We start from the raw sequence: 22,990 nt of genomic DNA, 5'->3' as shown, positions 1-22,990 counted from the left end.
GCCGCATGATCGCGGGTTACTGCTGGCCGCACAGCGGCGTGGCGGGGGACACCATCGACCTGATGATCAGCGGCGATGGTGGATCCTGCCGCGTCGAGGTGCTGCGGATAGGCGCCGCCGAACAGCTTGTCGAGACCCGGGACCTGGCGGTCAGCGAGCAGTCGGTGCCCGACGGCTGCGCCGCCGAGGGCTGCGGCTGGACTCCCTCGCTCTCGCTCGGCATCGACCCGGCGTGGCTGCCCGGCTTCTATCTCGTGCGCCTGCACGGCACCGACGGCGAGGTGGCCGAGGCGTTCTTCGTGGTGCGAGCCTCCGAGCCCGCCGAGACGCTGCTGGTGCTGTCCACCTCGACATGGGCTGCCTACAACGACTGGGGCGGGCCCAGCTTCTACACCGGCGGGCACGAGTCGTCGCAGCACCGGCCGCTGCCACGGGGATTTCTGGACAAGCCCGACCCCCACCGCTACCGGGTCGCCCGCTTCGGCCAGCTGCCGCGCCCCGAGGTCGACGAGTACTTCGACAACTACTCCTACTGGTCGGCTGCGGCGGGATGGGCGAATTGGGAACGGCTCTTCGTGAGCTGGGCCGAGCGCAACGGCGTGACGCTCGACTACGCGACCAGCTTGGACCTGCACTCCCGGCCCGATCTGCTCGACGGGCGGCGGCTGTACATCAGCGTCGGCCACGACGAGTACTGGACCGAGGCCATGCGCGATCACGTCGAGGGTTGGGTGGACCGCGGCGGCGCGGCTGCGTTCTTCTCGGGCAACACGTCGTTCTGGCAGGTGCGATTCGGCGGCGACGACCGGGTGATTGGCTACAAGCTCGACTTCGACCTCGACCCGGTGATGGGCACCGATGAGCAGCACACCGTGTCCACCATGTGGAGCGACCCGCTCACGGGACGACCGGAGAACGAGATGACCGGTGTCTCGTTCACCAGAGGCGGCTATGCCCACTGCCGGCGGGCCCCGAAGGGCTCGGGCGGGTACACGATCTGGCGGCCGGACCACTGGGCATTCGACGGCCTGCGGCTGATCGCCGGCGACGTGCTGGGCGGTGAGCCAGTGGTGGTGGGCTACGAGTGCGACGGCTGTGAGCTCGTGCTGGTGGACGGGCTGCCGGTCGCCAAGCCCACCGGCGGCACGCCGGCCAACTTCGAGGTGCTCGGCACGGCGCCTGCCCACCTGTGGGAGACCGCGGAAGCGCCGCCCGGCATGCCCGACAGCTACATCGGTGAGCTCAACTGGGTGACCGAGCGGCTCGGCGGCGGTGACACGCCCGAGAACCGGGAACGCTTCGCACATGGTGCCGCGGTGATGGGTTGGTTCAAGCGGGGTCTCGGCGAGGTGTTCACTACAGGTTGCACCGATTGGGCCTACGGCCTTGAGCATGACGATGTGGCGACGGTGACGCGCAACGTGATCGGTCGCTACATCGACCTCGCCGCCGACCGACCTGGGAGCTTGCAATGAGCGAAACCACCGAAGCCCGGCCTCAGAACACCTACAGCGAGGGCAACTTCGCTCCAGTGTCCGAAGAGGTCACGGCGTTCGATCTCGACGTGATCGGCGAGATACCCGCAGCGCTGGAAGGCCGCTACCTGCGCAACGGGCCGAACCCGATCGCGCCCACCGATCCGGCCACGAGCCACTGGTTCGTCGGCACCGGCATGGTGCACGGTGTGCGGCTGCGCGACGGCCGCGCCGAGTGGTACCGCAACCGTTGGGTGCGCGGCCAGGACGTGGTGGAGGCGTTGGGCGAACCTGCCGTGCCGGGGCCTGTCGGCACGCTCGATTTCTCTGCGAATACGAGTGTCTGGGGCTTCGCCGGCACGACGTGGGCGCTGGTCGAAGCGGGCGTGGTGCCGGTGGAGATGGGATACGAGCTCGAGACGGTGTGCCGCAACGACTTCTCCGGGACGCTGAAAACCGGATTCACGGCGCATCCGAAGCTGGATCCCCGCAGCGGCGAGCTGCACGCCGTCTGCTATGCGTGGCAGGACCTGTTCGATCACGTCGAGTACGTCGTGGTGGGCGCCGACGGCCGGGTGCGCAAGACGGTCGATGTGCCGCTGCCGGGCATGCCGATGATCCACGACATGTCGCTCACCGAGAACTACGCCGTCATCTACGACCTGCCCGTCACGCTCGACCTGGATCTCGCGCTCAGCGGCAAAGCGTCGTTCCCGTTCCGGTGGGACCCCGGCTACGGCGCCCGGGTCGGCCTGCTGCCCCGCGATGGCACAGCCGAGGAGATCATCTGGTGCGACGTCGGGCTCTGCTACGTCTTCCACCCGCTGAATGCCTACGAGGACAGCGACGGCCGGGTGGTGATCGACCTGTGCCGCTACGACAAGATGTTCGACCGCGACAAGCTGGGCCCGGCCGGAGATTCCCGGCCCACGCTCGATCGCTGGACCGTCGACCCGGTGAGTCGCAGGGTCAGCGAGGAACGCGTCGACGACCGGTTCCACGAGTTTCCCCAAGTCCGCGCCGAACGGACCGCACGCAAGCACCGGTTCGGGTACACCGTTGGCGTCGGCGACGGCCTCATCCCGGGGGCCAACTTCAAGTTCGACTACGACAGCGGCACGGCCGAGTACCACGACCACGGCCCCGGCCGGGGCAGCGCCGAGGCTGTGTTCGTCCCTGATCCCGAGGGCAGCGCCGAGGACGACGGCTGGCTGATGTCCTACGTCTACGACGAGACGACCGACGCCAGCGAGCTGGTCATTCTCGACGCCCGCGACATCGGCCGCCCTCCAGTGGCCCGGGTGCCGCTGCCGCAACGCGTGCCGTACGGATTCCACGGCAACTGGTTGCCGGGTGCGGAGGCGACATGACCGATACAGCGATCATGCCTGAGACTGCGACGCCGATCGTGAAAGCCGTCGACATCGCCTACATCCGGTTTTCGGCGCCCGATCTCGACGCCATGGAGGCGTTCGTGAACGACTTCGGTCTCGTTGTCGTGCACCGAGACGACGAGGTGCTGATCTCCCGGGGCCTCGAGCCGATGCCGTTTCTCCACGTGGTGCACCGGGGTCCAGCGAAGTTCATGGGCTGGGCGTTCGAAGTGGAATCTGAAGGCGACTTGGATGCACTGGCCGACGCTGTTCCCGGCTGCTCGCCGGTGCACGACATCGGCGGCGTCGAAGGCGAGCTCGGCGGCGGCAAGCGCGTGCACTTCGTCGAGCCGATCACCGGATTCGTGCTCGAAGCCGTGCACGGCCAGCAAGCCGAGCCGCTTGCACCCCGCCGCGATCGCATCACCTACAACCACGCCGGCGTCGACGACCGAGTAGGCGTCGAGCAGGACGTCAGCGGCAATCGCTACCCGATCAAGAAGGACCCCGGTCCGCCGGAGGTGTACCGGCTCGGTCACGTGGTGGCGGCCGTGCCGCCAGGAGCGCACCAGGCCTTCATGCGGCTCCTCGAAAACACCTTCGGCATGCTCGTCAGCGACGCAGCCCGGATGATCATCCCGCCGGGGGCCGAAGAGCACTTCCCGCCGCCGCTCGTGGAGCTCATCAAGTCGACGGGCTCCGATGTGATGTTCCAGTTCATGCGGATGGACCGGGGCGCGGCTGAAACCGACCACCACAGCATGCTGGTGCTGCCGCTCATGGACGGAACCGCCGAGGCGCAGTTCAGCCATGCAGCGTTCGAGGTGTTCAGCATGGACGACGTCTTCCGGGGTCACATGCACTTCCGGGAGCGGGCGGCGGAGGGCGCGCCGTACGCACTGGCGTGGGGCGTCGGACGTCACGTCTACGGCTCGCAGATCTACGACTACTGGCATGATCCCTACGGCCACGTTCACGAGCACATGTGCGACGGCGACCGGGTGGATGCCAGCTATGGGCCGAACACGATCGACATGACCGATCCGGGGCAGCTCGGCGACAATGGCGGAAACCAATGGGGCCCGACCGTGGAGGAATCCGGGGTTCACAATCTCAATGGCCCACAGTGCGACCCGAGGTTCGCGGACCGGCCTGACGAGATCCGAGCGTCATTGCTGTCGCGGGACCTCAGCGAGCTCCAGCACGTCGTGGACGCGATCTGAGCAGGCAGTGAGCGCCCACGAGAACGAGTTTCCGAGGGACCGGGAAGCCAACCGGGCCCACTTGCTGGCGGCGGTCGATTCGGCCGCCGATGCGCTGACGGCCGGTCGGGACGAGTCCGAGAAGTTGCGACGACTGTCGCCGACCTCGGTGGAGGCGCTGCGATCTTCGGGACTGTTCAAGATGAAGTCGCCGCACGAGGTGGGCGGTGCCGAAGCGCATCCGGTCACCCAGATGGACGTGATCGAGGCCGTGACGATGATCGACCCAGCGGCCGCGTGGTGCATGTTCATCACCTCAGCCGTGACCGGCGGCGTGTTCGCAAGCCTCTCCGACGACTCAGTTGACGAAGTGCTCGCGGACGGCTTCCCGTTCATGGCCGGCTCGCTGCGAGCCGGCGGCCAAGCACGGCGCGTCGACGGCGGCTACCGGGTGTCGGGCCGTTGGGCTTGGGGCAGCGGCGTCGAGCACTCCGACTGGGTGGCGGTGCCGGTCTTTTCGGATGGACCGCCAGTGATCAGGGCGCTTGTGCCCACCAATGAAGTCATCCTGCACGACAACTGGCACACGCTCGGCATGCGAGGCACCGGCAGCTGCGACTGCGAGCTCGACGATGTCTTCGTGCCCGATCGATTTGCCATCGATGCACTCGGCGGTGGGCCGCCACGGGGTGGCGCGCTCATGCGGCTCGGGCTGCCCGCCTACGTCGTGAACGAGCACGGCAGTTTCGCGTACGCACTCGGACGCTCGGCGTTGCAGACGATGACCGAGACGGCCATCGAGAAGAAGCGGGGCTACCTCGGCGGTGTCAGCCTCGCCGACAGGCAGGTTTTCCAGCGAGCTATCGGACAGGGCACCATCCGCATGAACGCGTGCGCGCTGGCGATGGCTGAATCGCTCGAGCGCATGTTCGACTCGGCAGCTGCGGGCCCACCCGATCCAGCGCTGGTCACGGAGGCGCAGGCAGCGGCCGTGTGGTGCACTGACGAAGCCGTCGATCTGGTGAGCGAGCTGTTCCGCTTCACCGGCGGCAGCGCGGTGATGGACGGCAACGAGATGCAGCGCATCCTGCGCGACATTTACACCGTGCAATCGCACCTGATGGTGTCGGCTGTCACGTACGAGCAGTACGGTCAGATAGTGCTCGGTACGACTGAGGGCGGCAAGCTCCCCTAGGGGGTTCCGTCGGTTGAACTTGGCGCATGAGAACAAGGGCCAGCCGTGATCGTCCTGACGAGTGAGAGCACCAGCGACATCGCTCAGCGAAGCGATGACACCGACAGCTTGTGGGTGCGGGTCGATCAGCTCAAGCAAGCCACCGGCTGGCAGCTGAAGCCTGAGGGTGTGTGCCTCGGCGAGATCTGCGTGCCGCTGTTCGAGCCTGAGCGAGAAGCGTGGATCGCTGATGCCGACGACTGGGTGTGGTTCTGCTACTCGGCCTTTGCCGACAAGATCGGCCAGCAGCATGTGCGCGATGGAGATGTGTGGAGCCTCGGATCAGTGCCCGAGGTCCGCCGCATGGGGCTGGAATCGGGCCTGGCTCCCGACTTCGAGATGACCGACCGCAACGGCGACACGGTGCGACTGTCCGACCTGCGGGGCCGCAAGGTGGTGTTGTTCACTTGGGCCTCGTGGTGAGGCTGCCGGGTGAACCTGCCCGTGTGGCAGGAACTGTACGAATCGATCGGACCGGATCGCTTCGAGCTGATCAGCGTGGCAGAGGACTCCCAAGGCGAGGCTGCGGCGGGCAAGTGGTTTGACAAGGCCAAGCCGACGTTCCGGTGCATTGTCGACCCGACGCACAGGATCAGCTCGTTGTTCGGCTGGGTCAACGTGCCGTCGGGCGCGTGGATCGACGAGGAAGGGCGCATCGTCCGCAGCAACGAGGGCGTGTTCCCCGACGAGACAACGATCAAGTTCGGGCTTGGCAAGGTCCGCCTCGGCAACGACGCATTCGCCCATGCGACTCGGGACTGGATCGAGAGAGGACCGGAGAGTGAGTTCGTCTGGTCGGCTGAGGAGCTGGCAGCGCATCTCAAGCCCGTCGACGACGACACTCTGCTGGCCGAACCCACATTCAAGCTGGCGCTGCACTTCGAATCGGCGGGTGACAGCGAGCGTGCGCTCCGGCACTTCGACGCAGCCCAGCACCTCGCGCCGGACAACTGGAACTACCACCGCCAAGGCTGGACCCACAAGGGAACCGTGTACGCCGCCCTGCAGGTACTGAAGAAATCGGCGTACCTGCGTAAGAACACCGACAAGAACTACTACGACCCGATGGAGCTGCCGGGCGAGAACCATCGCCGCTTCACCGAACCCGAGTGGTTCTGGACGCCAGCCGTCAACGGCCTCAAGCGCCTCCTTCGCCGGGAGCCAAGCGCCGCCTGACTGCCGCCGGCAGGTTCAGGACTTGTCGGCGGTGGGCTTGGTGATGAGCATGGCCAGCAGCAAGCCGATGCCGGCGGCGCCGAGAATGAGCGCCGAGTAGGCGGTGTCGTCGTGGATGCCTTGGTCGAACCAGTCGTTGTAATAGGTGGTGGTCAACGCATCGAGGCACATCGCCGGCGCGAACAGGGCGATTGCGGCTGAGCTGCGCCACTGCCGAGGCGTCTGCAGCAGCCGGAAGCACACGAACATGGTGATGACCGTCACGATGGTGCCGACGATCAGCCACACCCACCACACGGTGCGGGACACCGATGGTTCGTAGTTGTCGGTGAAGATCAGCAGGAACAGCCCCAGGAACACGGCCCAGCCGACGACAGCGATCACCATCATCAGGACCATGTGCTGGATGTATGAGAGTCGGTTCTGTTCAGGCATTGAGGGCAGTCCTTCGGTATGCGGCCTCAGCCGCTGCTCTTGGGGGCGACGATGGTGGTGGTGCCCTGTGCGACAGCAACCATGCGTCCTTCGTTCTCGATTTCGACACGCAGGACGGCCAGCCGCTTGCTCATGGAGATGATCTCCGCGGTGGCGACACAGGTGCCCCCGGTGACGGGTGCCAGCAGGTTGATCTTGAACTCTGTGGTGGCTGCCCAGTAGCCGGGCGGCATGACGGGGTACATGACCACACCCAACACGTGGTCGCACATAGCCGACAGGCAGCCGCCGTGCATGGTGCCCATCGCGGTGATGAGCTCGTCGGTGATCGGCATCTCGCACACCAAGCGGCCGGCTTCGAACTCCGTGGCCTTGATGCCCAGGTAACCGTCGATGCCGCTGCGCGACACCCGGCCGATCACCTTGTCGGCCCATTCCTCGTTGAAGGCTTCGAACGTCGGCCGGCTCATGCAATGGCTCCTAGTACTCGGCTGGACTTGGTGCGAAGACGCCACGCTGTGTGTGCTGGTTCATGGCGCGAAGACGCCGTGCTGTGTTTGATGGTTCATGGCGCGAAGACGCCGTGAACGGGCGGAACCCCAGGGCGTTCGCCGGCGAGCGTCTGGATGAGGGGCTCGAGGTCGTCGAAACCCGCTACCTGGCGCGGCAAGTCCGCGAACGGGTAGCGGCCCGACACCAGCAGGTCGAGCGCCTGGCGGTAGGCAGTCACGTCGACGCCCAGCGCACCGAAGATGCGCAGCTCCTTGTAGACGATGTGATCGGGATCGAAGCCGGGCGTCTCGGGCGAGCCGCGGGTACCCGCAAGCACGATCGTGCCGCCTGGCCGGGCAAGCTGGACCGCCTGTGCGAGAGCGGCGGGTGCCTTGGCCGTGACGTCGATGACGACGTCGGCCTTGGCGCCGACGGCGTCACGCAGCGCACGGTTGGGGTCGGTCTCGGCGACATCCACTGCTAGGTCGGCACCGAACGCTGGGGCGAGCGCGAGACGTTCGGCATCACGTTCGCCCAAGCCGGTCACCATCACGAAGCCGGCGCCTGCTTCCTTCGCTGCTGCTGCCGAGCACAGACCGCGCACGCCTGGGCCCAAGATGGCCACCACATCGCCAGGCTGGGTATCGGGGATCTCCACCGCCCAGCGGATCCCGGCGCCCAGCGGGTTGAACAGCGTGGCGGTGACCGGGTCGAGCTCGTCGGGCACAGCCATCAGCATCGAGTCGGGCCGGAGGTATAAGTGCGAGGCGTACCCGCCGCCGAGACCCGGCGGCGTGTCGGCGTCGGTGAAGCCGACCATCGTGGCCAGCCCGTTGCGTTCGCACCGCCGGTACAGCCCCAATCGGCACTGCTCGCATTCCCGACACGACAGGAACACTTCGACCGCCACCCGTTGCCCCGCGTTCACACCCCAGCGCTCAGCGGCAGCATCGCCCAGTTCCTCCACCACGCCGATCACCTCGTGCCCGGGGATGAACGCATGCCGGTTGGTGATGTGCCCGGTGTACTGCTCATGGTCGGTGCCGCACAGCCCGCACGCCTCGATCCGCAACAGTCCGTCGTCTGCGCCGACGTCAGGCAGCTCGAAGCTGCGCTGCTGAAAGGATCGCGGTTCGGTGAGCACGAGCCCAGTTGCAGAGGTCATGCCAGCGGCTCCAAGGGTGGTGCGACGGGCCGCGCGGCGTGCCGCCGGCCCGGCATCACGCTATTGCACGAGTTCGTGAGTGTTGTCGCTGGTGCAGTCGCTGCCTGAGCGCAGAGTGCGAAGTTGCCGACCGTCGTTCACGATGGTTACGTATGCAGTACCGCATCGGGCATCAGCCTTCCCTATCGGAATCGTTGCGGCCAGGCGAGGAGTCACAACATGGGCATGGAGGGATTCGGCGAGGAGTTTCGTGATCCTCGCGACTTCATCCTGGGCGTCACCGAGACCATCTGGGAACGCCGAGGCGTGCACACCCTCAATCGCTTCTACAGCGATGACGTCGTTGTCCGGTCACCCTCAGGTGTTGTGGTCGGCAATCAGACAGTCATTGGCGCCACGCTCGCCACGCTCGCGGAATTTCCCGACCGTCAACTGCTCGGCGAGGATGTCATCTGGTGCGACGACCCCGACGGCGGTTTCCTGTCGTCGCATCGGATCCTGTCCACGGCCACTCATCTTGGCGATGGGATCTACGGCCCAGCCACGGGCGCCCGACTGAAGTACCGGATCATTGCGGACTGTGCAGCGCGGGATGGGCAGATCTACGACGAGTGGCTGATCCGAGATCAAGGCGCCATCGTGCGCAACCTCGGCATCGAGCCAAAGAGCTACGCGGCCAGCCAGATCGAGGTGGAAGGCGGGCACGAACATGCGGCCCGACCTTTCTGCCCGGCACTCGACGTCACTGGTCGCTACGGCGGGACGGGCAATGATCAACCCGATGGCGTGCGGTATGCCGAACTGCTCGGCCGCATCATGACAGGGGATCTGGCTGCCATCAGTACCGAGTACGACCGCGCCGCTCACCTCGAATTGCCCGGCGGCATCACCGATCATGGAAGGAGCGGCGCCGACAGCTTCTGGCTTGGCCTGACGTCGTCGTTCCCGTCGGCACGCTTCACCATCCACCATCGGATCGGTCGCCGCGACGCTGACCGTCCGCCGCGTGCAGCCATTCGCTGGTCGCTCGATGGCACCCATGACGGCGAGGGGCGTTTCGGTGCCCCCAGCGGTGCTGACGTGCACGTCATGGGCATCAGTCACTGCGAATTCGGACCCGACGGTGTTTTGCGCGAATGGGTGTTGATCGACGACACGGCGGTGTGGAAACAGGTTCTCCTGCACACCGGCTGAGGGCTTCATTCCGAAAGGTGCAGGCCAGAGCGCTGCAACCGGTTGCTGTTGACGCAATGACTACGTATTCATAGGATTCGGCGCATGGCGGGGGGGACAGAGGTTCCTGGCGGCGGGACGCGGCCGGCGACCTCCACCGATGTCGCCATCGAGGCGGGCGTGTCCCAGGCCACGGTGGCGCGCACCTTCTCGGCCCCGCACTTGGTGTCCGAAGGAACTCGAGAGCGGGTCAGCGAGGCTGCCGCACGGCTCGGCTATGTCCCCAACGCCTTCGCCCGCAGCCTCAAGTCGCAGCAGAGCAACGTGGTGGGTGCAGTGGTGCCGGCGTACGGCGAGTACTGGCAGAACGTTCTGTCGGCGGTGACTCGGGAGCTCGCTGCACGCGGGCGTCAACTCTTGCTCTTCAGCTTCACCGACCCAGGTGAGGTCGACGATGTGCTCGACATCGTTCGCCAATACCGCGTCAGCGGGCTGCTGCTGGCCTCAGCAAGCATCCGACCAGACCAGCTCAGCGCCATGCGTCGCCAGTCGAGCCCCACCGTGGCGTTCAATCAGCCGGCTGCATCTGGCTTGGTGTCGTCGGTGTCAGTCGACAATGAGAGCGGCTGCCGCTTGCTGGCGTCCCACCTCGTTGACCAGGGCTGCCGGACAGCGGTCTTCGTCGGCGGCGTGTCGTCGATCTCCACCGATCAAGCCCGCTATCGGGGAGCGGCCAGGGAGATGGGCGACCACGGAGTGGCCTTGCCATACATCGAGGCGGGCGCGTTCAGTTACGACGCGGGGTACGGCTGCGCCGAACGCATCGCCCGACTCGCACCGGACGCCGTCATGGTCGGCAGCGACGAGGTGGCGTTCGGCGTCATAGATGGATTGGAATCGCGGGGTATCCGGATCCCTGACGACATGGCCGTCACCGGATTCGATGGACTGCCGCAGGCCGCGTGGGCCGGCATCGACCTGACGACGCTCGTGCAGCCGACGGATCTGCTCGCACGGCATGCTGCCGAACTGCTCGTCGACACGACATCGGCATCGCGGCCTACCGACGTCGTCGTGGATGGCCACCTGCGCATCGGCCGAACGACGAAGCGCAGCGACCGATGACCGCATCCGGGCCGACCGTTGACGGCGCCGAGTTGGCGGCACGGGTGCTTGAGCCGCAGGACTTCGTGGCTGACACCGAGGCCTTTGTGGATGTCCGTATCGAGAGATCCAAAGGCAAGGCCAGCTATTCGTTCGTCGGCCCCGGCGTGTCCCAGAACGCCGATCAGCACATCAGCATCGCCGAGCCCCACGGCTTCAACGTCGGCGCTGCCACCATGCCGCACGGCGTCTACAACAACGCCCACTTGCACTACACGCCTGAGGTGTTCATCTGCACCAGGGGCAGCTGGCGGATCGACGTCGGCAGGAAGCGTGAGCAATCCGTCGAGCTCACGCCTGATGCCATTTTCTCGGCGCCGACCTGGGTATTCCGCGGATTCGAGAACACCGGCCCCGATGACGGGTTCCTGTTCGTGGTGCTCGGAGGCGACGACACCGGCGGGATCATCTGGGAGCCGGAGGTGCTGCGAGAGGCTGCTGAGACCGGCATGTATCTCGGGCGCGACAACTCGCTCGTCGATGCCCGCAACGGCGATGTCCCTTCCGAACTGCTGGAACCGCTCAGCGACAGCCAGCTCGCAAACATCGACAGTTACAGCCAGGCAGAGCTTGATGATCGCCTGGTGTCGCCTGATCGTTTGAACTGGTCGCAAGAGGCGTTCCTGTCGGCCGTGCTCGGCGCACAGCACTCAGTGGAGCTCGCGCCTGTCATCGGGTACGGGCTGTCCCAAGATCGACGCAGCCGACCGCCGATCTGCACCCCGCACGGATTTGCAGTCGAGTGGCTTCGGGCGGCTCCGGGGGCATCGACGGGCCTTCATCGCCACAGCGACAGCCAAGTGGTGCTCCTCATCGACGATGGCTGGGAAGTCGCGCTCAACGAGCCGGCGCAGGAAGTCTCCACGCGGCCCGTCGCGGGCTCACTCGCATCTATCCCCGCATCTGCTTGGCGGGATCTGCGCAATGTCGGCACGGCGCCGGCACGTGCGGTGATCGTCACCGGCGGTGACAGCCCCAGCAGGGTCGGATGGCCTGCAGGAACGCTGGCGCGCGCCGCCGATGCGGGCTTCGGTCTCGACGCGGCCGGTTATGTCGCGCCGCTCGAGTTGTTGGGAACCGGGTTCTGAGCCCCCTTTGGTTCCTGTTCGCATGCATAACCCAGGAGGGAACCTCATGACTACTACCAAGGGGAAGGCATGGCGGCTCATCGCCGTGCTTCTCGCGTTCGTGCTGCTGGCTGCAGCGTGTGGCGGCGATGACGGCGACGGCGATGCCGACAGCGGAGAGTCGCAGACGGCGGCAACGGTCGCCGACTCCGCCGCCGATGACGACATGGACGACGACTCCATGGACGACGACTCTGCCGACGACTCGATGGACGACGACTCTGCCGACGATTCGATGGACGACGAGTCCATGGACGAAGGCGACATGATGGAGACCGAGCTGATCTCCGACGAGTGCCCGATCCCGAATCCGTCCGAGGTCATCGAGATCGACGCGATCGGCTGGGAGTTCCCGATCATCACCCAGTACGCCGATGAGCTCGAGGACTGCGAGGCGGGCAACTACCGCTTCAATCTGCAGTTCCTCGACAGCGTCGAGGCGCGCACCGCCATGACGCAGGACGCAGCGACCGGTTCGCCCACCTTCGAGCTGTACCAAGGCTCCAATGCGTTCATCGGCGAGCTGGCCAACCAGGGCTTCCTGATGCCGCTCAACGATCTGGTCGCCAAGTACAGCGACCAGTTCGACCTCGATGAGATCGATGAGGCGTTCTGGCGCATGGCCTCGATCGGCGACCAGATCTACGCCGTGCCGATGGTGTCGAACACCATGCACGTCTTCTACAACAAGCCCGCGATGGAAGAGCTCGGCCTGTCGGTGCCGACAACGTTCGATGAGGCATTCCAGACGTGCCGGGCGATCATCGATTCGGGCTACGACATCGGCTTCCTCTACATGCTGTCGGCAGGCTGGGCCTGGCAGATCGAGTTCGACTCGGTCCTCGGTTCGATGGGCGTCTCGCCGGTCGATCCGCAGACGGGCGCGCCGAACTTCAACAGCCCTGAGGGAGTTGCTGCGGCCACGACCCTCAAGCGGATGGTGGACGAGTGCGCTCCGGGTATCGCCAGCTCCTACAGCACCGACGATGTGCAAGCGGCTTTCCAGACCCGAGAGGCGATCCTGGGCCACACATGGGCATCGCGTGCAGCAGCCATGGACGATCCCGAGGCATCCACCGTCGTGGGAGAGATCGAGTTCGCTCCGGCGCTGGGCATCGGCAGCGGCATCCTGGCTGCGCCTGCCTACATCGACGGCTGGGGCATTCCCGTCGGAACGCCTGCCGACAAAGTCGAGGCGATCTTCCTTGCGATGCTCGCAGCGACTGACTTGGAGAGCATGCAGGCTGCGGCCGAGTTCGGCCTGGTCACCCGCAACGGGGTGAGTCATCCCAACGGACCGCGTGACGCTGCCGCTGCGCAGGCAAGCCTCGTCAACGGCCGTGGTGCTGACCTCACACACCCCGCAGCAGGCATCGCCCGGGCGAAGCTGGGCGAGGCGCTGATCACGATTCTCGACGGCACGCCGGTCGAAGAGGCGCTGGCCGCCGCTGAGGCTGCATACCTCGCCGAAGCAGGCGATCAGGGGCTGCTCAACTAGGCCGGCAGCTCGTCACGTTCCCTCCGTGCATCTGGGGCGGCACCGTGTTGCGGTGTCGCCCCAGGGCAGCGGGAGCGGGAGACAATCCCCGCCTTGAGTCACGACCCCACCCAAACCCCCAGGAACTATGGCTGAGATCCTCAAGGACGCGAAGAAGAAGGGGGCCCACGGCACCGACCAGGCCCTCGCCGAGCAGGTTCGCTCGATCATCAACGACATCGCCGAGCGCGGTGAGGCCGCGGTACGCGAGCTGTCGGCCCAGTTCGACGACTGGAAGCCCGAGCGGTTCAGGCTCTCAGCGGAACAGATCGAGGAGACCGTGGCGAGCGTCGACCCCGGCACGGTCGACGACATCCGATTCGCCCAGACCCAGATCCGGAACTTCGCCCAGGCCCAGCTTGACTCGATGCTCGAGACCGAGATCGAGACCCTCCCGGGGGTCACCCTCGGCCACAAACACATCCCGGTCCAGAATGTGGGCGCGTACGTACCCGGCGGCCGCTACCCGATGGTGGCCTCGGCACACATGAGCGTCCTTACCGCCAAGGTGGCAGGCGTGCCTCGCGTGGCTGCCTGCACCCCGCCGATCAATGGCGCCGTCCCCGCCGAGACCGTCACCGCCATGCACCTTGCCGGCGCCGACGAGATCTACCTTCTCGGCGGCATCCAGGCCGTCGCCTCCCTCGCTCTGGGCACCGAGTTCGTCGACCCCGTCGACGTTCTGGTCGGGCCGGGCAACGCGTTCGTGGCCGAGGCCAAGCGTCAGCTCTACGGCCGGGTCGGCATCGACCTCCCTGCCGGACCCACCGAAACGCTCCTGCTCACCGACCACACCGTCGACGCCGAGATGTGTGCGACCGACCTCCTCGGTCAGGCGGAACACGGGCCCACCTCTCCGGCGGTCATGCTCACCACCAGCCGACAGCTCGGACTCGACACGATGACCGAGGTCGAACGCCAGCTCCAGACGCTGCCCACGGCCGACATCGCGTCGGTCGCGTGGGACGACTACGGCCGGGTCATCGTCTGCAACTCTCACCAGGAGATGCTCGATCTCGCGAACGAGCTCGCCTTCGAGCACGTGCAGGTGATGACCGACAACGACGACTTCTTCCTCGCGAACATGGTCAACTACGGCGCGCTGTTCCTCGGGCCCATGACCAACGTCAGCTACGGCGACAAGGTCATCGGCACCAACCACACCCTCCCCACCCAGGGTGCTGCTCGCTACACCGGCGGCCTCTGGGTCGGGAAGTTCATCAAGACCGTGACCTACCAGCGGGTCACCGATCCGGCATCGTCCGTCCTGATCGGCGAGTACTGCAGCCGTCTGTGCGCCATCGAGAACTTCGCCGGCCACCAGGCTCAGGCCGACATCCGCGTCGAGCGTTACTCGGGGCAGCCGGCCTGACGTGAGCACGCGCCTCGCGCTCGTCACCGGAGGGTCCGGTGGGATCGGCTCCGCCATCTGCCGCCGGCTCGCGTCCGATGGTCTGACCGTACTCGTCGGCTACCTCTCGTCGGCCGAGCGTGCCGCTGCGCTCGCGGCCGAGCTCGACGGGCCCAGCCATCGCGCCGTTCGTGTCGCGGTCGACGACCCGGCATCGATCGATGCGCTCGCCGCTTCGATCGATGCCGACCACGGTCGCCTCGACGTGCTGGTCAACTGCGCAGGCGTCACCCAACCAGTGGCCCACGACGACCTCGACGGCCTCACCGACGAGACCATCGACCGAATCTTCGCCACCAACTGGCGCGGACCCTTCGCCGTCGTCCGGGCGCTCAGGCCCGCCCTCGAGAAGTCGGTCGATCCGGTGATCGTCAACATCAGCTCGGTTGCGGCCGTCACAGGGATGGGCTCCAACGTCGCCTACTGCGCCTCCAAGGCTGCCCTCGATTCGATGACCCGCTCTCTTGGGCGGGCCCTGGGGCCGACGATCCGGGTCGTGTCCGTGTCGCCGGGCTGGGTTCTCGGCGAGTACGCCGCTCGCATGCCGGCGGAGTTCATTGACGTGCAGCGAGACGCCACCCCGCTCAACCGACTGGCAACCGGCGACGACGTCGCGGCCGCCGTGTCCGCCGTCGTCGCCGACCTCCCGTTCACAACCGGGGCGGTGATCCCGGTCGATGGCGGACGGCCCCTGGGAAGGGGGAGTGGATGAACAAACGAACATTCTGGGGGTTCACCGTTCCGAGCGTCGCCGTGATGCTCACACTGATGGTCGTCCCGCTGCTCGCAACGATCTGGCTCGGGTTCCAGCGGCTGACGTTGCGCGATCTTCAGAACCCGGTGTTCATCGGGTTCGGCAACTATCGAGACATCCTCTCCGACCCGGAGTTCTGGAGCGCGGCTCGCTGGACGATCCTGCTCGTCATCATCGTGGTCCCGCTCCAGTTGGTGCTCGGCTTGACGATCGCGCTCCTGCTCGACCGGGTGAAGCGCGTCCGCTCGATCTACATGGCCGCCCTGCTCATGCCCATGGTCGTCACGCCCGTCGTCGGCTCACTCGTCTACAAAGACCTCTTCGAGCGGGGCGGGTTGATCGCATGGATCTGGGAGAGCATCACCGACGATCCTTTCCTGGTCACGTCCGGCAACGTGCGCTGGCTGATCATCATCCAGCTGGTGTGGGCGGTCACACCGTTTGCCTTCATCACCTTCTTCGCCGGCCTCCAGACGCTCCCCGAGGACCGCGTCGAGGCGGCGCAGATCGACGGCGCCGGCTTCTGGCGCCAGCTGTGGCATGTGACCCTGCCGCACCTGCGCACCCTGGTGCTGTTCGTGGCGCTGATCTCGATCATGGACATGTACCGGGTGTACGACCAGGTGTTCGTCTGGACCGGCAACCGGTTCACCGACGCGCACACGCTCGCCGTCTACAACGTCCGCACTGCCACGGCGTTCGACATCGGCCGCCTCGGCAAGGGCAACGCGATGTCGATCCTCACCGTGATCGGCATCTTCGTCGTGCTCATCCCGTTCTTGTATCGCAGCTACAAGGACCAGATCGCGGAGAGGAACTGACATGAAGAAGTCCAACCTGCTCCCGCGGTTCGGTCTCCACAGTGTCCTGATCCTGCTGGTCGTCTGGAGTGTCCTGCCGTTCCTGTGGACGATCCAGACCTCGATCAAGTTCACCCGCGACGTGGCCGCCAAGACCCCGGTGCTCTGGGGTTATGAGACCACCGGCAACGCCTATCGGAACTTCTGGCTCGACGAGAAGAAACTCGAGCACAGCCTGTGGTTCGTGCTCGGCTTCATCGTGCTGATCGCCGCCATCGCGGCGTTCTTCGGGCTCATGTCCAGACGCAACGCCGACGGCCGGCCCTGGCTGCTCGCCTGGATGGGGCTCGTCGGGGTCCATCTGCTCGTGATCGCCGAAGACATCCAGATCTGGCCCACGTTCTGGTACCTCGCCGTCATGGCGCTCGTCGCATACCTGGCGTACTCGCGCGACTGGCCGGCCAAGAACTGGTTCATCGGCGGCGCGATGTTCACCCTGTGGTTCGGGCTCTGGCGCTTCCCCCGGGCCTGGGCGACCGAGGACACCTACGACTTCCTGATCAACAGCATCGTCGTCACGGTGCTCACCATGCTCATCTCGCTCTCGATCGGCCTGCTCGCCGGCTACGGCCTCGCCCGGTACTCGGGGATCTCCGGCGCGGTGATCCTCATCGTGGCGCTCGCCTTCCGTGCCCTGCCGCGCACAGCCTTCGTGCTGCCGTACTTCTTCGGTGCGAACCGCATCGACGAATGGCTGCGCGACAAGGGGATCTCCGACTGGGACTTCCCCCTGATCAACTTCCCGTTCATCGACGAGCTGCAGATACTCGACGCGCGACTCGGCATCGTCCTCGCGCTGGTTGCTGTCAACCAGCCGTTCACGATCTGGATGTTCCGCTCGTTCTTCATGGACGTGCCGAAGGAGCTCGAGGAAGCGGCGATGATGGACGGCGCCACCCGCCTCGAGGCGTTCCGCAAGGTCATCATCCCGGTCATGTGGCCGGCGATCATCGCCACCGGCCTGTTCACCCTGCTGCTCGCCTACAACGAGTACCTGTTCGTCCGAGTGCTTGCCCCGACCGAGTGGACGTTGCCGGTGGCGATCGTGTCGCTCACCGGTGGCGAGAGTTCGAGAACGATCACCGAAGCGGCGGCGGCATCGGTGTCGATCACCCTGCCGATCGTGATCGTGATCATCCTGTTCCAGAAGCACCTCGTGAAGGGCTTGGGCGCTGGCGCGGTGAAGGGTTAGCCGTGACCGACCTGCAGGCCCTCGACGTGCTGGCCCGCCTGCGGCAGCTCACCGGACGAGAGGAACTCTGATGGCCACCAACCGTCCCGAACAGGCGGTGCTCAGCCGCGACACCGATCTGGCGAAGACCGAGGAGACGCGCTCGGTCATCGAGGGCATGGTCGACGGGCTCAACGACCATCGCGTCCCCGACATCGACGAGTTCTTCTCCGAGTCGTTCCGGTGGATGGGCAACACCGGCTGTGGCACAAAGAACGGCGTGCGCGAGTTCCAGAACAACTGGCAGAAGCCGTTCCAGGCAGCCTTCCACGACAAGGTCTGCATCGACGAAGCCCGCCTCTACATGGGGGAGTGGGCCGCCGCCTTCGGCCGTCAGGAAGTCACCCATGGCGGCGAGTTCATGGGGGTTGCGCCCACCGGTAAGCGGATCGAGGTCCGCTACATGGACTTCTGGAAGGTCGTCGACGGAAAGATCGTCGACAACTGGGTCATGGTCGACTTCCCTCACGTACTCGCCCAGCTCGGCGTCGACATCTTCGACGGGAACGGCTGGGAGGCCTACGACCATGGCGAGTGCACGCCGGCCGTTCCGTCGCATCTACAACAACAAGATCTCCAGCACCAAGGAGGCCAGTGATGGCTGCTGTCACTCTCGACAGGGTCACCAAGATCTACCCCAACGGCTTCCAGGCCGTCACCGACCTGAGTCTCGAACTCGTCGACGGCGAGTTCCTGGTCCTGGTCGGTCCCTCGGGCTGCGGCAAGTCGACCGCCCTGCGGATGATCGCCGGGCTGGAAGACATCAGTGATGGTGAGCTGAAGGTCGGCGACCGCCGGGTCAATGAGGTCGAGCCCAAGGATCGCGACATCGCGATGGTGTTCCAGAACTACGCGCTGTACCCGCAGATGACGGTGCGGGAGAACATCGCGTTCCCGCTCAAGCTGCGCAAGGTCGGCAAGAGCGACCTCCACCAACAGGTGGAGGAGGCGGCGCAGATCCTCGAGCTCACCGAGCAGCTCGACAAGAAGCCGGCACAGTTGTCGGGTGGCCAGCGGCAGCGCGTCGCCATGGGTCGTGCGATCGTGCGCCGGCCGGCTCTGTTCTTGATGGACGAGCCGCTGTCGAACCTCGACGCCAAACTCCGAGTTCAGATGCGAGCCGACATCGCCGGGATCCAGCGCGAGCTCGGCGTCACGACCTTCTACGTCACACACGACCAGGTCGAGGCGATGACGATGGGCGACCGCGTTGCCGTGATCAAGGACGGTCACCTCCAGCAGGTCGCCGCCCCCGAGGAGCTCTACGCCGACCCCGACAACGTGTTTGTCGCCGCCTTCATCGGCTCGCCGTCGATGAACCTCTACGAAGGGGTCCTGCGCCAGGACGGCACCAGTGGGGGTTACACCGTGCAGCTCGGCAGCCAGTCCGTCGCCGTGCCCGAGTCGGCGGTGGCCGCCCGCCCGGCGCTCCACGGGCATCTCGGCCAGCCGATCGTCGTCGGCATCCGGCCCGAAGATCTCGAGGATGCTGCGGTTCAACCGGACCACCCGGCCGATCAGCGCATCTCGGCCACCGTCGACGTCCGCGAGGCGCTCGGTGCGGAGACGCTCATGCACTTCAGCATCGATGCGACCCACGTCGACAGCGGCGATCCCGATGCGCTCGACGAGCTCGGCGACGAGTCGAGTTCGCGGTGCACCGCGCGCTTGAGCCCGCTCACCGAGGCGCGCGTCGGCGACGCGATCCAGATCAACATCAACGCCGCGAAGTTCCACTTCTTCGACAAGGCGACGCATCTCGCGATACGCGGCTAGACCGAGACGATGGAGCAGAGCACCGAGCGGATCCTCACCGCCCACGTCGGTTCCCTTCCGCGCAATCAGGCCGTCGCCGATGGCATCTTCAGGGTCGAGCAAGGCGCCAACGTCGATCTCGACACTCACGCGGCCAACCCTCCTCACGCCCACGAGTGGCTTCGGTAGCCGCCGTGTCACCGAGGGTTGCGGACGTTCAGGCCGCCAAGCAGCTCATCTGGGATGTGTTCACAGGCGTCGATCGCACCGCGCTTCACCCTGACGTCGAGTTCCACGGTCCTGCGCCGATCGGGCGACTCGACGGCGCCGCCGCGGTGCGGGAGACCGTGCATGCGCCGTTGGACGAAGCGCTGCTCCACCGACGGTGGGAGCCGTACCTCTTCCTGGGTGGCATCTGCAACGACGACGAAGTGTGGGTCGCCCACACCGGTCACATCACCGGGGTGTTCTCCCACCAGCTGTTCGGAATCCGACCCTCGGGCCGCACGGCGTCGTTGCGCTACGGCGACTTCGCCCGCATCGAGGACGGCAAGATCGTCGAGATCCGGATCCTGTTCGACATCGTGGGATTCGCTGCGCAGGCCGGCATACATCTGCTGCCCGAGCCTCCGGCGCGCAACGATCTGCCGCCGGGTCCCATCCTCGGCAACGGTCTCACGCGAAGCGTGAGCGACTTGGCCGAGTCCGAGTTCACACTGCGCCTCGTCGAGGACATGTTGGGTGGCTGCAACCGCCTCGACGGCAGCGATCTCGAGTCGATGGGAATGGCCGCGTACTGGCACGACGACATGGTCTGGCACGGGCCGCACGGGGTCGGCTCGGCGTACGGGTTCGACGAGTTCGAGCGCTTCGCCCAGGGGCCTTCCGTGCGTTCGTTCCCGAACCGGCGGGGCGGGTTCCACGAGGCTCGATTCGCCGACGGCCTCACGGCGGCCTTCACCGGGTGGCCGAGTATGCGGGGCGACTTCACCGGTGAGCCGTTCCGGGGGATCGAGCCTACGGGTGGTCCGATCGGCCAGAACATCATGGACTTCTACGTCCGCCGTGGGCCCAAGCTCCACGAGAACTGGGTCCTGATCGACCTGATCGACTTCGCCGCCCAGTGCGGCGTCGACTTGCTCAAGAACCTTCCGTGACCGACGGTTCGGTCGCTGCAAAAGGAGTTGCTCGCGCCGCGATCGTCCACCGGGCGTGGCTCCAATGAGGTCAGCCGGCCCGCTCGGGTGACGACGCTGTCTCCGGCACGTACTGGGTGAGGTACGGGTGGTCGGTGATGCGGGTGGCGATGCGGGCCAGCGCTCGGGCGAGTTCGGCGGTCTGTTCGGGTCCGTCAAGCGGATCGAGCACCAGCCGGCGGATGTCCTCGCGGTGCTGATCGGTGACCAGGGCGACGATATCGCGGCCCTTGTCGGTGATCGCGATAGTGACTCTCCGGGCGTCGGCCGCTGCGGTCGTGCGGGTGACCTCGCCGGCCGCCTCCCGCTTGCGGAGGCGATGGCTCAGCCGGCTCGGCGTCACCCCGAGGATCTCGGCGAGCTCGCCCGCGCTCATCCGGCCCTCTGGCTCCTCGGCGACCGCAACGAGGATGCTGTAGTCGAGGGCGATCAGCCCGCGGCGTTGAAAGGTGGGCTCGAGTTGGGGCAGACCCTGCCGCGTGAGGATCATCAGCGATCGCCACACGAGCATTTCATCGTTTGTCAGAAGGGGGGAAGTCATACTTGAGTTTTACTTGAACGTTGTAGTATGTTCAACCGATCGAGTTTCGACTCGATGGCTTTGCAACGGGCCGGATGAAACGTTGCCAAATGGAGAGGCAATCCGATGAAGAACAAGAATGCAACCTGGCGAATGCTGGTTGCGCTTCTGCTCGTCCTGGGGCTGATCGCCGCGGCGTGTGGTTCCGATGACGACGAGGACACGAGTATGTCCGGCGACGCTGCGCCGGCCTCGGACGCCGGTGCCGACGACGACGGTGATGCCGACGACGGCGCGGGTGCCGACGACGGGGCGGGTGCCGACAACGACGGTGATGCCGCCGACGGTGATGCCGACGAGCCCGCAGAGGATGCGGAGCCGGCGCTCATCTCCGACGAGTGTCCCATTCCGAACCCCGAGGAGAACGTCGAGATCGACGTGATCGGTTGGGAGTTCCCGATCGTCGTGCAGTACGCCGACGAGCTCGAGGAGTGCGCTGAAGGCAACTACACCTTCAACGTCCAGTTCCTCGACTCGGCCCAGGCGACCGAGCAGATGAACCTCGATCTCGCTACCGGCAATCCAAACTTCGAAATCATCCAGGCCTCGAACAACGTGATCGGCGAGCTGGCCAACCAGGGCTACCTGTACCCGCTGAACGATCTCATCGAGAAGTACCGCGATCAGTTCGACCTCGACCAGGTCGACCCCGCCTTCCTCGAGATGGGTTCGGTCGACGGCAACATCTACACCATCCCGATGGTGTCGAACACGCTGCACACGTTCTACAACCAGGCCATCTTCGACGAGCTCGGCGTCGAGGTCCCCGACACGTTCGACGAACTGTTCGACCTGTGCCCGGTCCTGCAGGACGCCGGCTACGACACCGCCTACGGCATGCGGCTCAGCTCGCCGTCGAGCTGGTACATCCACTTCGACAGCGTGATCTCGTCGCTCGGACTCCGGTCGACCAACCCCGACGGCACGACCAACTGGGAGACGCCCGAGGCGCTCGAGGCTGTCAACATCCTCGTCCGCATCCTCGAGGAGTGTTCGCCGCTCAACGGTTCGTACAGCGTCGATGACGTGCAGGCCGGCCTGCAGACCGCCGAGATCCCGCTCGGCTACCTGTGGGCGTCGCGTGCCGGTGCCATGGACGATCCCGAGGCGTCGACTGTGGTCGGCGACATCGCGTACGCCCCGGCCCTCGGCTCGACCCCTGGTGGTGTCCGGGGCGCTCCGGCATACATCGACGGCTACGCCATCCCGATGAACACCCGGGTCGATCCGGAGCTGATCTTCCTGGCGATCCTCGCGGCTACCGATCTCGAGAGCATGAACGCTGCGGCCGAGTTCGGTCTCGTCACCCGTGCAGATGCCACCAACCCGAACGCGCCGCGCAACGCGCTGGCCGCAGCGACGAGCCTCGTCGAAGGCCGGGGTGCCGACTCGCCGCACCCGGCGGCTGGCATCGCTCGCGCCAAGATCGGCGAAGCGCTCCTCACAATCCTCGACGGCGTGTCGCCCGAAGACGCTCTCGCAGCGGCTCAGGCGGCGTACATCGCGGAGGCCACCGAGCAGGGTCTGCTCTGATCCCCCGGCCTCCCCGGGCAGGTAGGCACCGCCCGGGGAGGCCACTCCTCCTCATCCGCCCTTGGCCCGGCGCGAGCGGTTGAGGAGGAGTGTGACCCCCTGACGAATGACACCGAG

The 22,990-nt window shown here is 66.1% G+C and carries 22 protein-coding genes; 18 read left to right on the top strand and 4 right to left on the bottom strand.

Going from position 1 to position 22,990, the window contains the following annotated elements:
- Nucleotides 1-5: 5 nt before the first annotated feature.
- The 5 genes from ACOQPE_RS14325 to ACOQPE_RS14305 are packed head-to-tail and all read left to right on the top strand — an operon-like array spanning nt 6 to nt 6,460.
- Complete coding sequence (locus tag ACOQPE_RS14325; RefSeq protein WP_420609565.1) at nt 6-1,475, top strand: N,N-dimethylformamidase beta subunit family domain-containing protein; 1,470 nt, start codon at nt 6-8, stop codon at nt 1,473-1,475.
- Complete coding sequence (locus tag ACOQPE_RS14320) at nt 1,472-2,845, top strand: carotenoid oxygenase family protein (RefSeq protein ID WP_420609564.1); 1,374 nt, start codon at nt 1,472-1,474, stop codon at nt 2,843-2,845. The genes ACOQPE_RS14325 and ACOQPE_RS14320 overlap by 4 nt, the downstream gene beginning before the upstream one ends.
- Nucleotides 2,842-4,071, top strand: a complete 1,230-nt coding sequence (locus ACOQPE_RS14315) for a hypothetical protein (protein WP_420609563.1) — start codon at nt 2,842-2,844, stop codon at nt 4,069-4,071. The genes ACOQPE_RS14320 and ACOQPE_RS14315 overlap by 4 nt, the downstream gene beginning before the upstream one ends.
- A gap of 7 nt (nt 4,072-4,078) precedes the next feature.
- Nucleotides 4,079-5,245 carry a hypothetical protein gene (locus ACOQPE_RS14310; protein ID WP_420609562.1) on the top strand — a complete coding sequence of 389 codons (1,167 nt, stop codon included), beginning with the start codon at nt 4,079-4,081 and terminating at the stop codon, nt 5,243-5,245.
- A 45-nt stretch (nt 5,246-5,290) separates the two neighbouring features.
- Nucleotides 5,291-6,460, top strand: coding sequence for a redoxin domain-containing protein (locus ACOQPE_RS14305; RefSeq protein WP_420609561.1), 1,170 nt, complete (start codon nt 5,291-5,293; stop codon nt 6,458-6,460).
- A gap of 15 nt (nt 6,461-6,475) precedes the next feature.
- Here the strand turns inward: ACOQPE_RS14305 and ACOQPE_RS14300 are convergent, their stop codons facing one another.
- The 3 genes from ACOQPE_RS14300 to ACOQPE_RS14290 all read right to left on the bottom strand — a co-directional run bounded on the left by ACOQPE_RS14300 (nt 6,476) and on the right by ACOQPE_RS14290 (nt 8,552).
- Entirely contained in the window at nt 6,476-6,895 is a 420-nt protein-coding gene (locus ACOQPE_RS14300; RefSeq protein ID WP_420609560.1) for a DUF5367 family protein, read from the bottom strand.
- 26 nt (nt 6,896-6,921) lie between these two features.
- Nucleotides 6,922-7,365, bottom strand: coding sequence for a PaaI family thioesterase (locus ACOQPE_RS14295; RefSeq protein ID WP_420609559.1), 444 nt, complete (start codon nt 7,363-7,365; stop codon nt 6,922-6,924).
- A gap of 95 nt (nt 7,366-7,460) precedes the next feature.
- Nucleotides 7,461-8,552: a zinc-dependent alcohol dehydrogenase gene (locus ACOQPE_RS14290; protein WP_420609558.1), complete on the bottom strand. Its 1,092-nt coding sequence runs from the start codon at nt 8,550-8,552 to the stop codon at nt 7,461-7,463.
- 225 nt (nt 8,553-8,777) lie between these two features.
- Between ACOQPE_RS14290 and ACOQPE_RS14285 the strand changes: the two genes are divergently transcribed.
- The 12 genes from ACOQPE_RS14285 to ACOQPE_RS14230 all read left to right on the top strand — a co-directional run bounded on the left by ACOQPE_RS14285 (nt 8,778) and on the right by ACOQPE_RS14230 (nt 20,721).
- Nucleotides 8,778-9,746 carry an ester cyclase gene (locus ACOQPE_RS14285; protein WP_420611401.1) on the top strand — a complete coding sequence of 323 codons (969 nt, stop codon included), beginning with the start codon at nt 8,778-8,780 and terminating at the stop codon, nt 9,744-9,746.
- An 84-nt stretch (nt 9,747-9,830) separates the two neighbouring features.
- On the top strand, nt 9,831-10,850 hold the full coding sequence (locus tag ACOQPE_RS14280) for a LacI family DNA-binding transcriptional regulator (RefSeq protein ID WP_420609557.1): 1,020 nt from the start codon (nt 9,831-9,833) through the stop codon (nt 10,848-10,850).
- The gene (locus tag ACOQPE_RS14275; RefSeq protein WP_420609556.1) at nt 10,847-11,977 is read left to right on the top strand and encodes a hypothetical protein; all 1,131 of its coding nucleotides are present in this window, start codon (nt 10,847-10,849) and stop codon (nt 11,975-11,977) included. Before ACOQPE_RS14280 ends, ACOQPE_RS14275 begins: the two co-directional genes overlap by 4 nt.
- A gap of 46 nt (nt 11,978-12,023) precedes the next feature.
- Nucleotides 12,024-13,514, top strand: coding sequence for an ABC transporter substrate-binding protein (locus tag ACOQPE_RS14270; RefSeq protein WP_420609555.1), 1,491 nt, complete (start codon nt 12,024-12,026; stop codon nt 13,512-13,514).
- Nucleotides 13,515-13,641: 127 nt separating this feature from the next.
- Nucleotides 13,642-14,925 carry a histidinol dehydrogenase gene (gene hisD / locus ACOQPE_RS14265; protein WP_420609554.1) on the top strand — a complete coding sequence of 428 codons (1,284 nt, stop codon included), beginning with the start codon at nt 13,642-13,644 and terminating at the stop codon, nt 14,923-14,925.
- A gap of 1 nt (nt 14,926) precedes the next feature.
- Nucleotides 14,927-15,676: an SDR family NAD(P)-dependent oxidoreductase gene (locus ACOQPE_RS14260; RefSeq protein WP_420609553.1), complete on the top strand. Its 750-nt coding sequence runs from the start codon at nt 14,927-14,929 to the stop codon at nt 15,674-15,676.
- Entirely contained in the window at nt 15,673-16,539 is an 867-nt protein-coding gene (locus ACOQPE_RS14255) for a carbohydrate ABC transporter permease (RefSeq protein WP_420609552.1), read from the top strand. The genes ACOQPE_RS14260 and ACOQPE_RS14255 overlap by 4 nt, the downstream gene beginning before the upstream one ends.
- Before the next feature lies 1 nt (nt 16,540).
- A complete protein-coding gene (locus ACOQPE_RS14250) occupies nt 16,541-17,770 on the top strand; it encodes a carbohydrate ABC transporter permease (RefSeq protein WP_420609551.1) in 1,230 nt (409 codons plus the stop codon).
- A 70-nt stretch (nt 17,771-17,840) separates the two neighbouring features.
- Nucleotides 17,841-18,407, top strand: a complete 567-nt coding sequence (locus tag ACOQPE_RS14245; RefSeq protein ID WP_420609550.1) for an ester cyclase — start codon at nt 17,841-17,843, stop codon at nt 18,405-18,407.
- Complete coding sequence (locus ACOQPE_RS14240; protein ID WP_419908532.1) at nt 18,407-19,585, top strand: ABC transporter ATP-binding protein; 1,179 nt, start codon at nt 18,407-18,409, stop codon at nt 19,583-19,585. The genes ACOQPE_RS14245 and ACOQPE_RS14240 overlap by 1 nt, the downstream gene beginning before the upstream one ends.
- A gap of 9 nt (nt 19,586-19,594) precedes the next feature.
- Nucleotides 19,595-19,753: a hypothetical protein gene (locus ACOQPE_RS14235; RefSeq protein ID WP_420609549.1), complete on the top strand. Its 159-nt coding sequence runs from the start codon at nt 19,595-19,597 to the stop codon at nt 19,751-19,753.
- 5 nt (nt 19,754-19,758) lie between these two features.
- Nucleotides 19,759-20,721: an ester cyclase gene (locus ACOQPE_RS14230; protein WP_420609548.1), complete on the top strand. Its 963-nt coding sequence runs from the start codon at nt 19,759-19,761 to the stop codon at nt 20,719-20,721.
- Between the two features lie 70 nt (nt 20,722-20,791).
- Here the strand turns inward: ACOQPE_RS14230 and ACOQPE_RS14225 are convergent, their stop codons facing one another.
- A complete protein-coding gene (locus tag ACOQPE_RS14225; RefSeq protein ID WP_420609547.1) occupies nt 20,792-21,265 on the bottom strand; it encodes a MarR family winged helix-turn-helix transcriptional regulator in 474 nt (157 codons plus the stop codon).
- Nucleotides 21,266-21,406: 141 nt separating this feature from the next.
- Between ACOQPE_RS14225 and ACOQPE_RS14220 the strand changes: the two genes are divergently transcribed.
- Nucleotides 21,407-22,873: an ABC transporter substrate-binding protein gene (locus ACOQPE_RS14220; protein WP_420609546.1), complete on the top strand. Its 1,467-nt coding sequence runs from the start codon at nt 21,407-21,409 to the stop codon at nt 22,871-22,873.
- Nucleotides 22,874-22,990 lie beyond the last annotated feature (117 nt).

Origin of the sequence: Candidatus Poriferisodalis sp. (assembly GCF_965219595.1) — a bacterium.
Lineage (GTDB): Bacteria > Actinomycetota > Acidimicrobiia > Acidimicrobiales > Poriferisodalaceae > Poriferisodalis.
The sequence above is the reverse complement of the archived record's forward strand: the minus strand, read 5'-3'. Positions and strand labels throughout refer to the sequence as shown.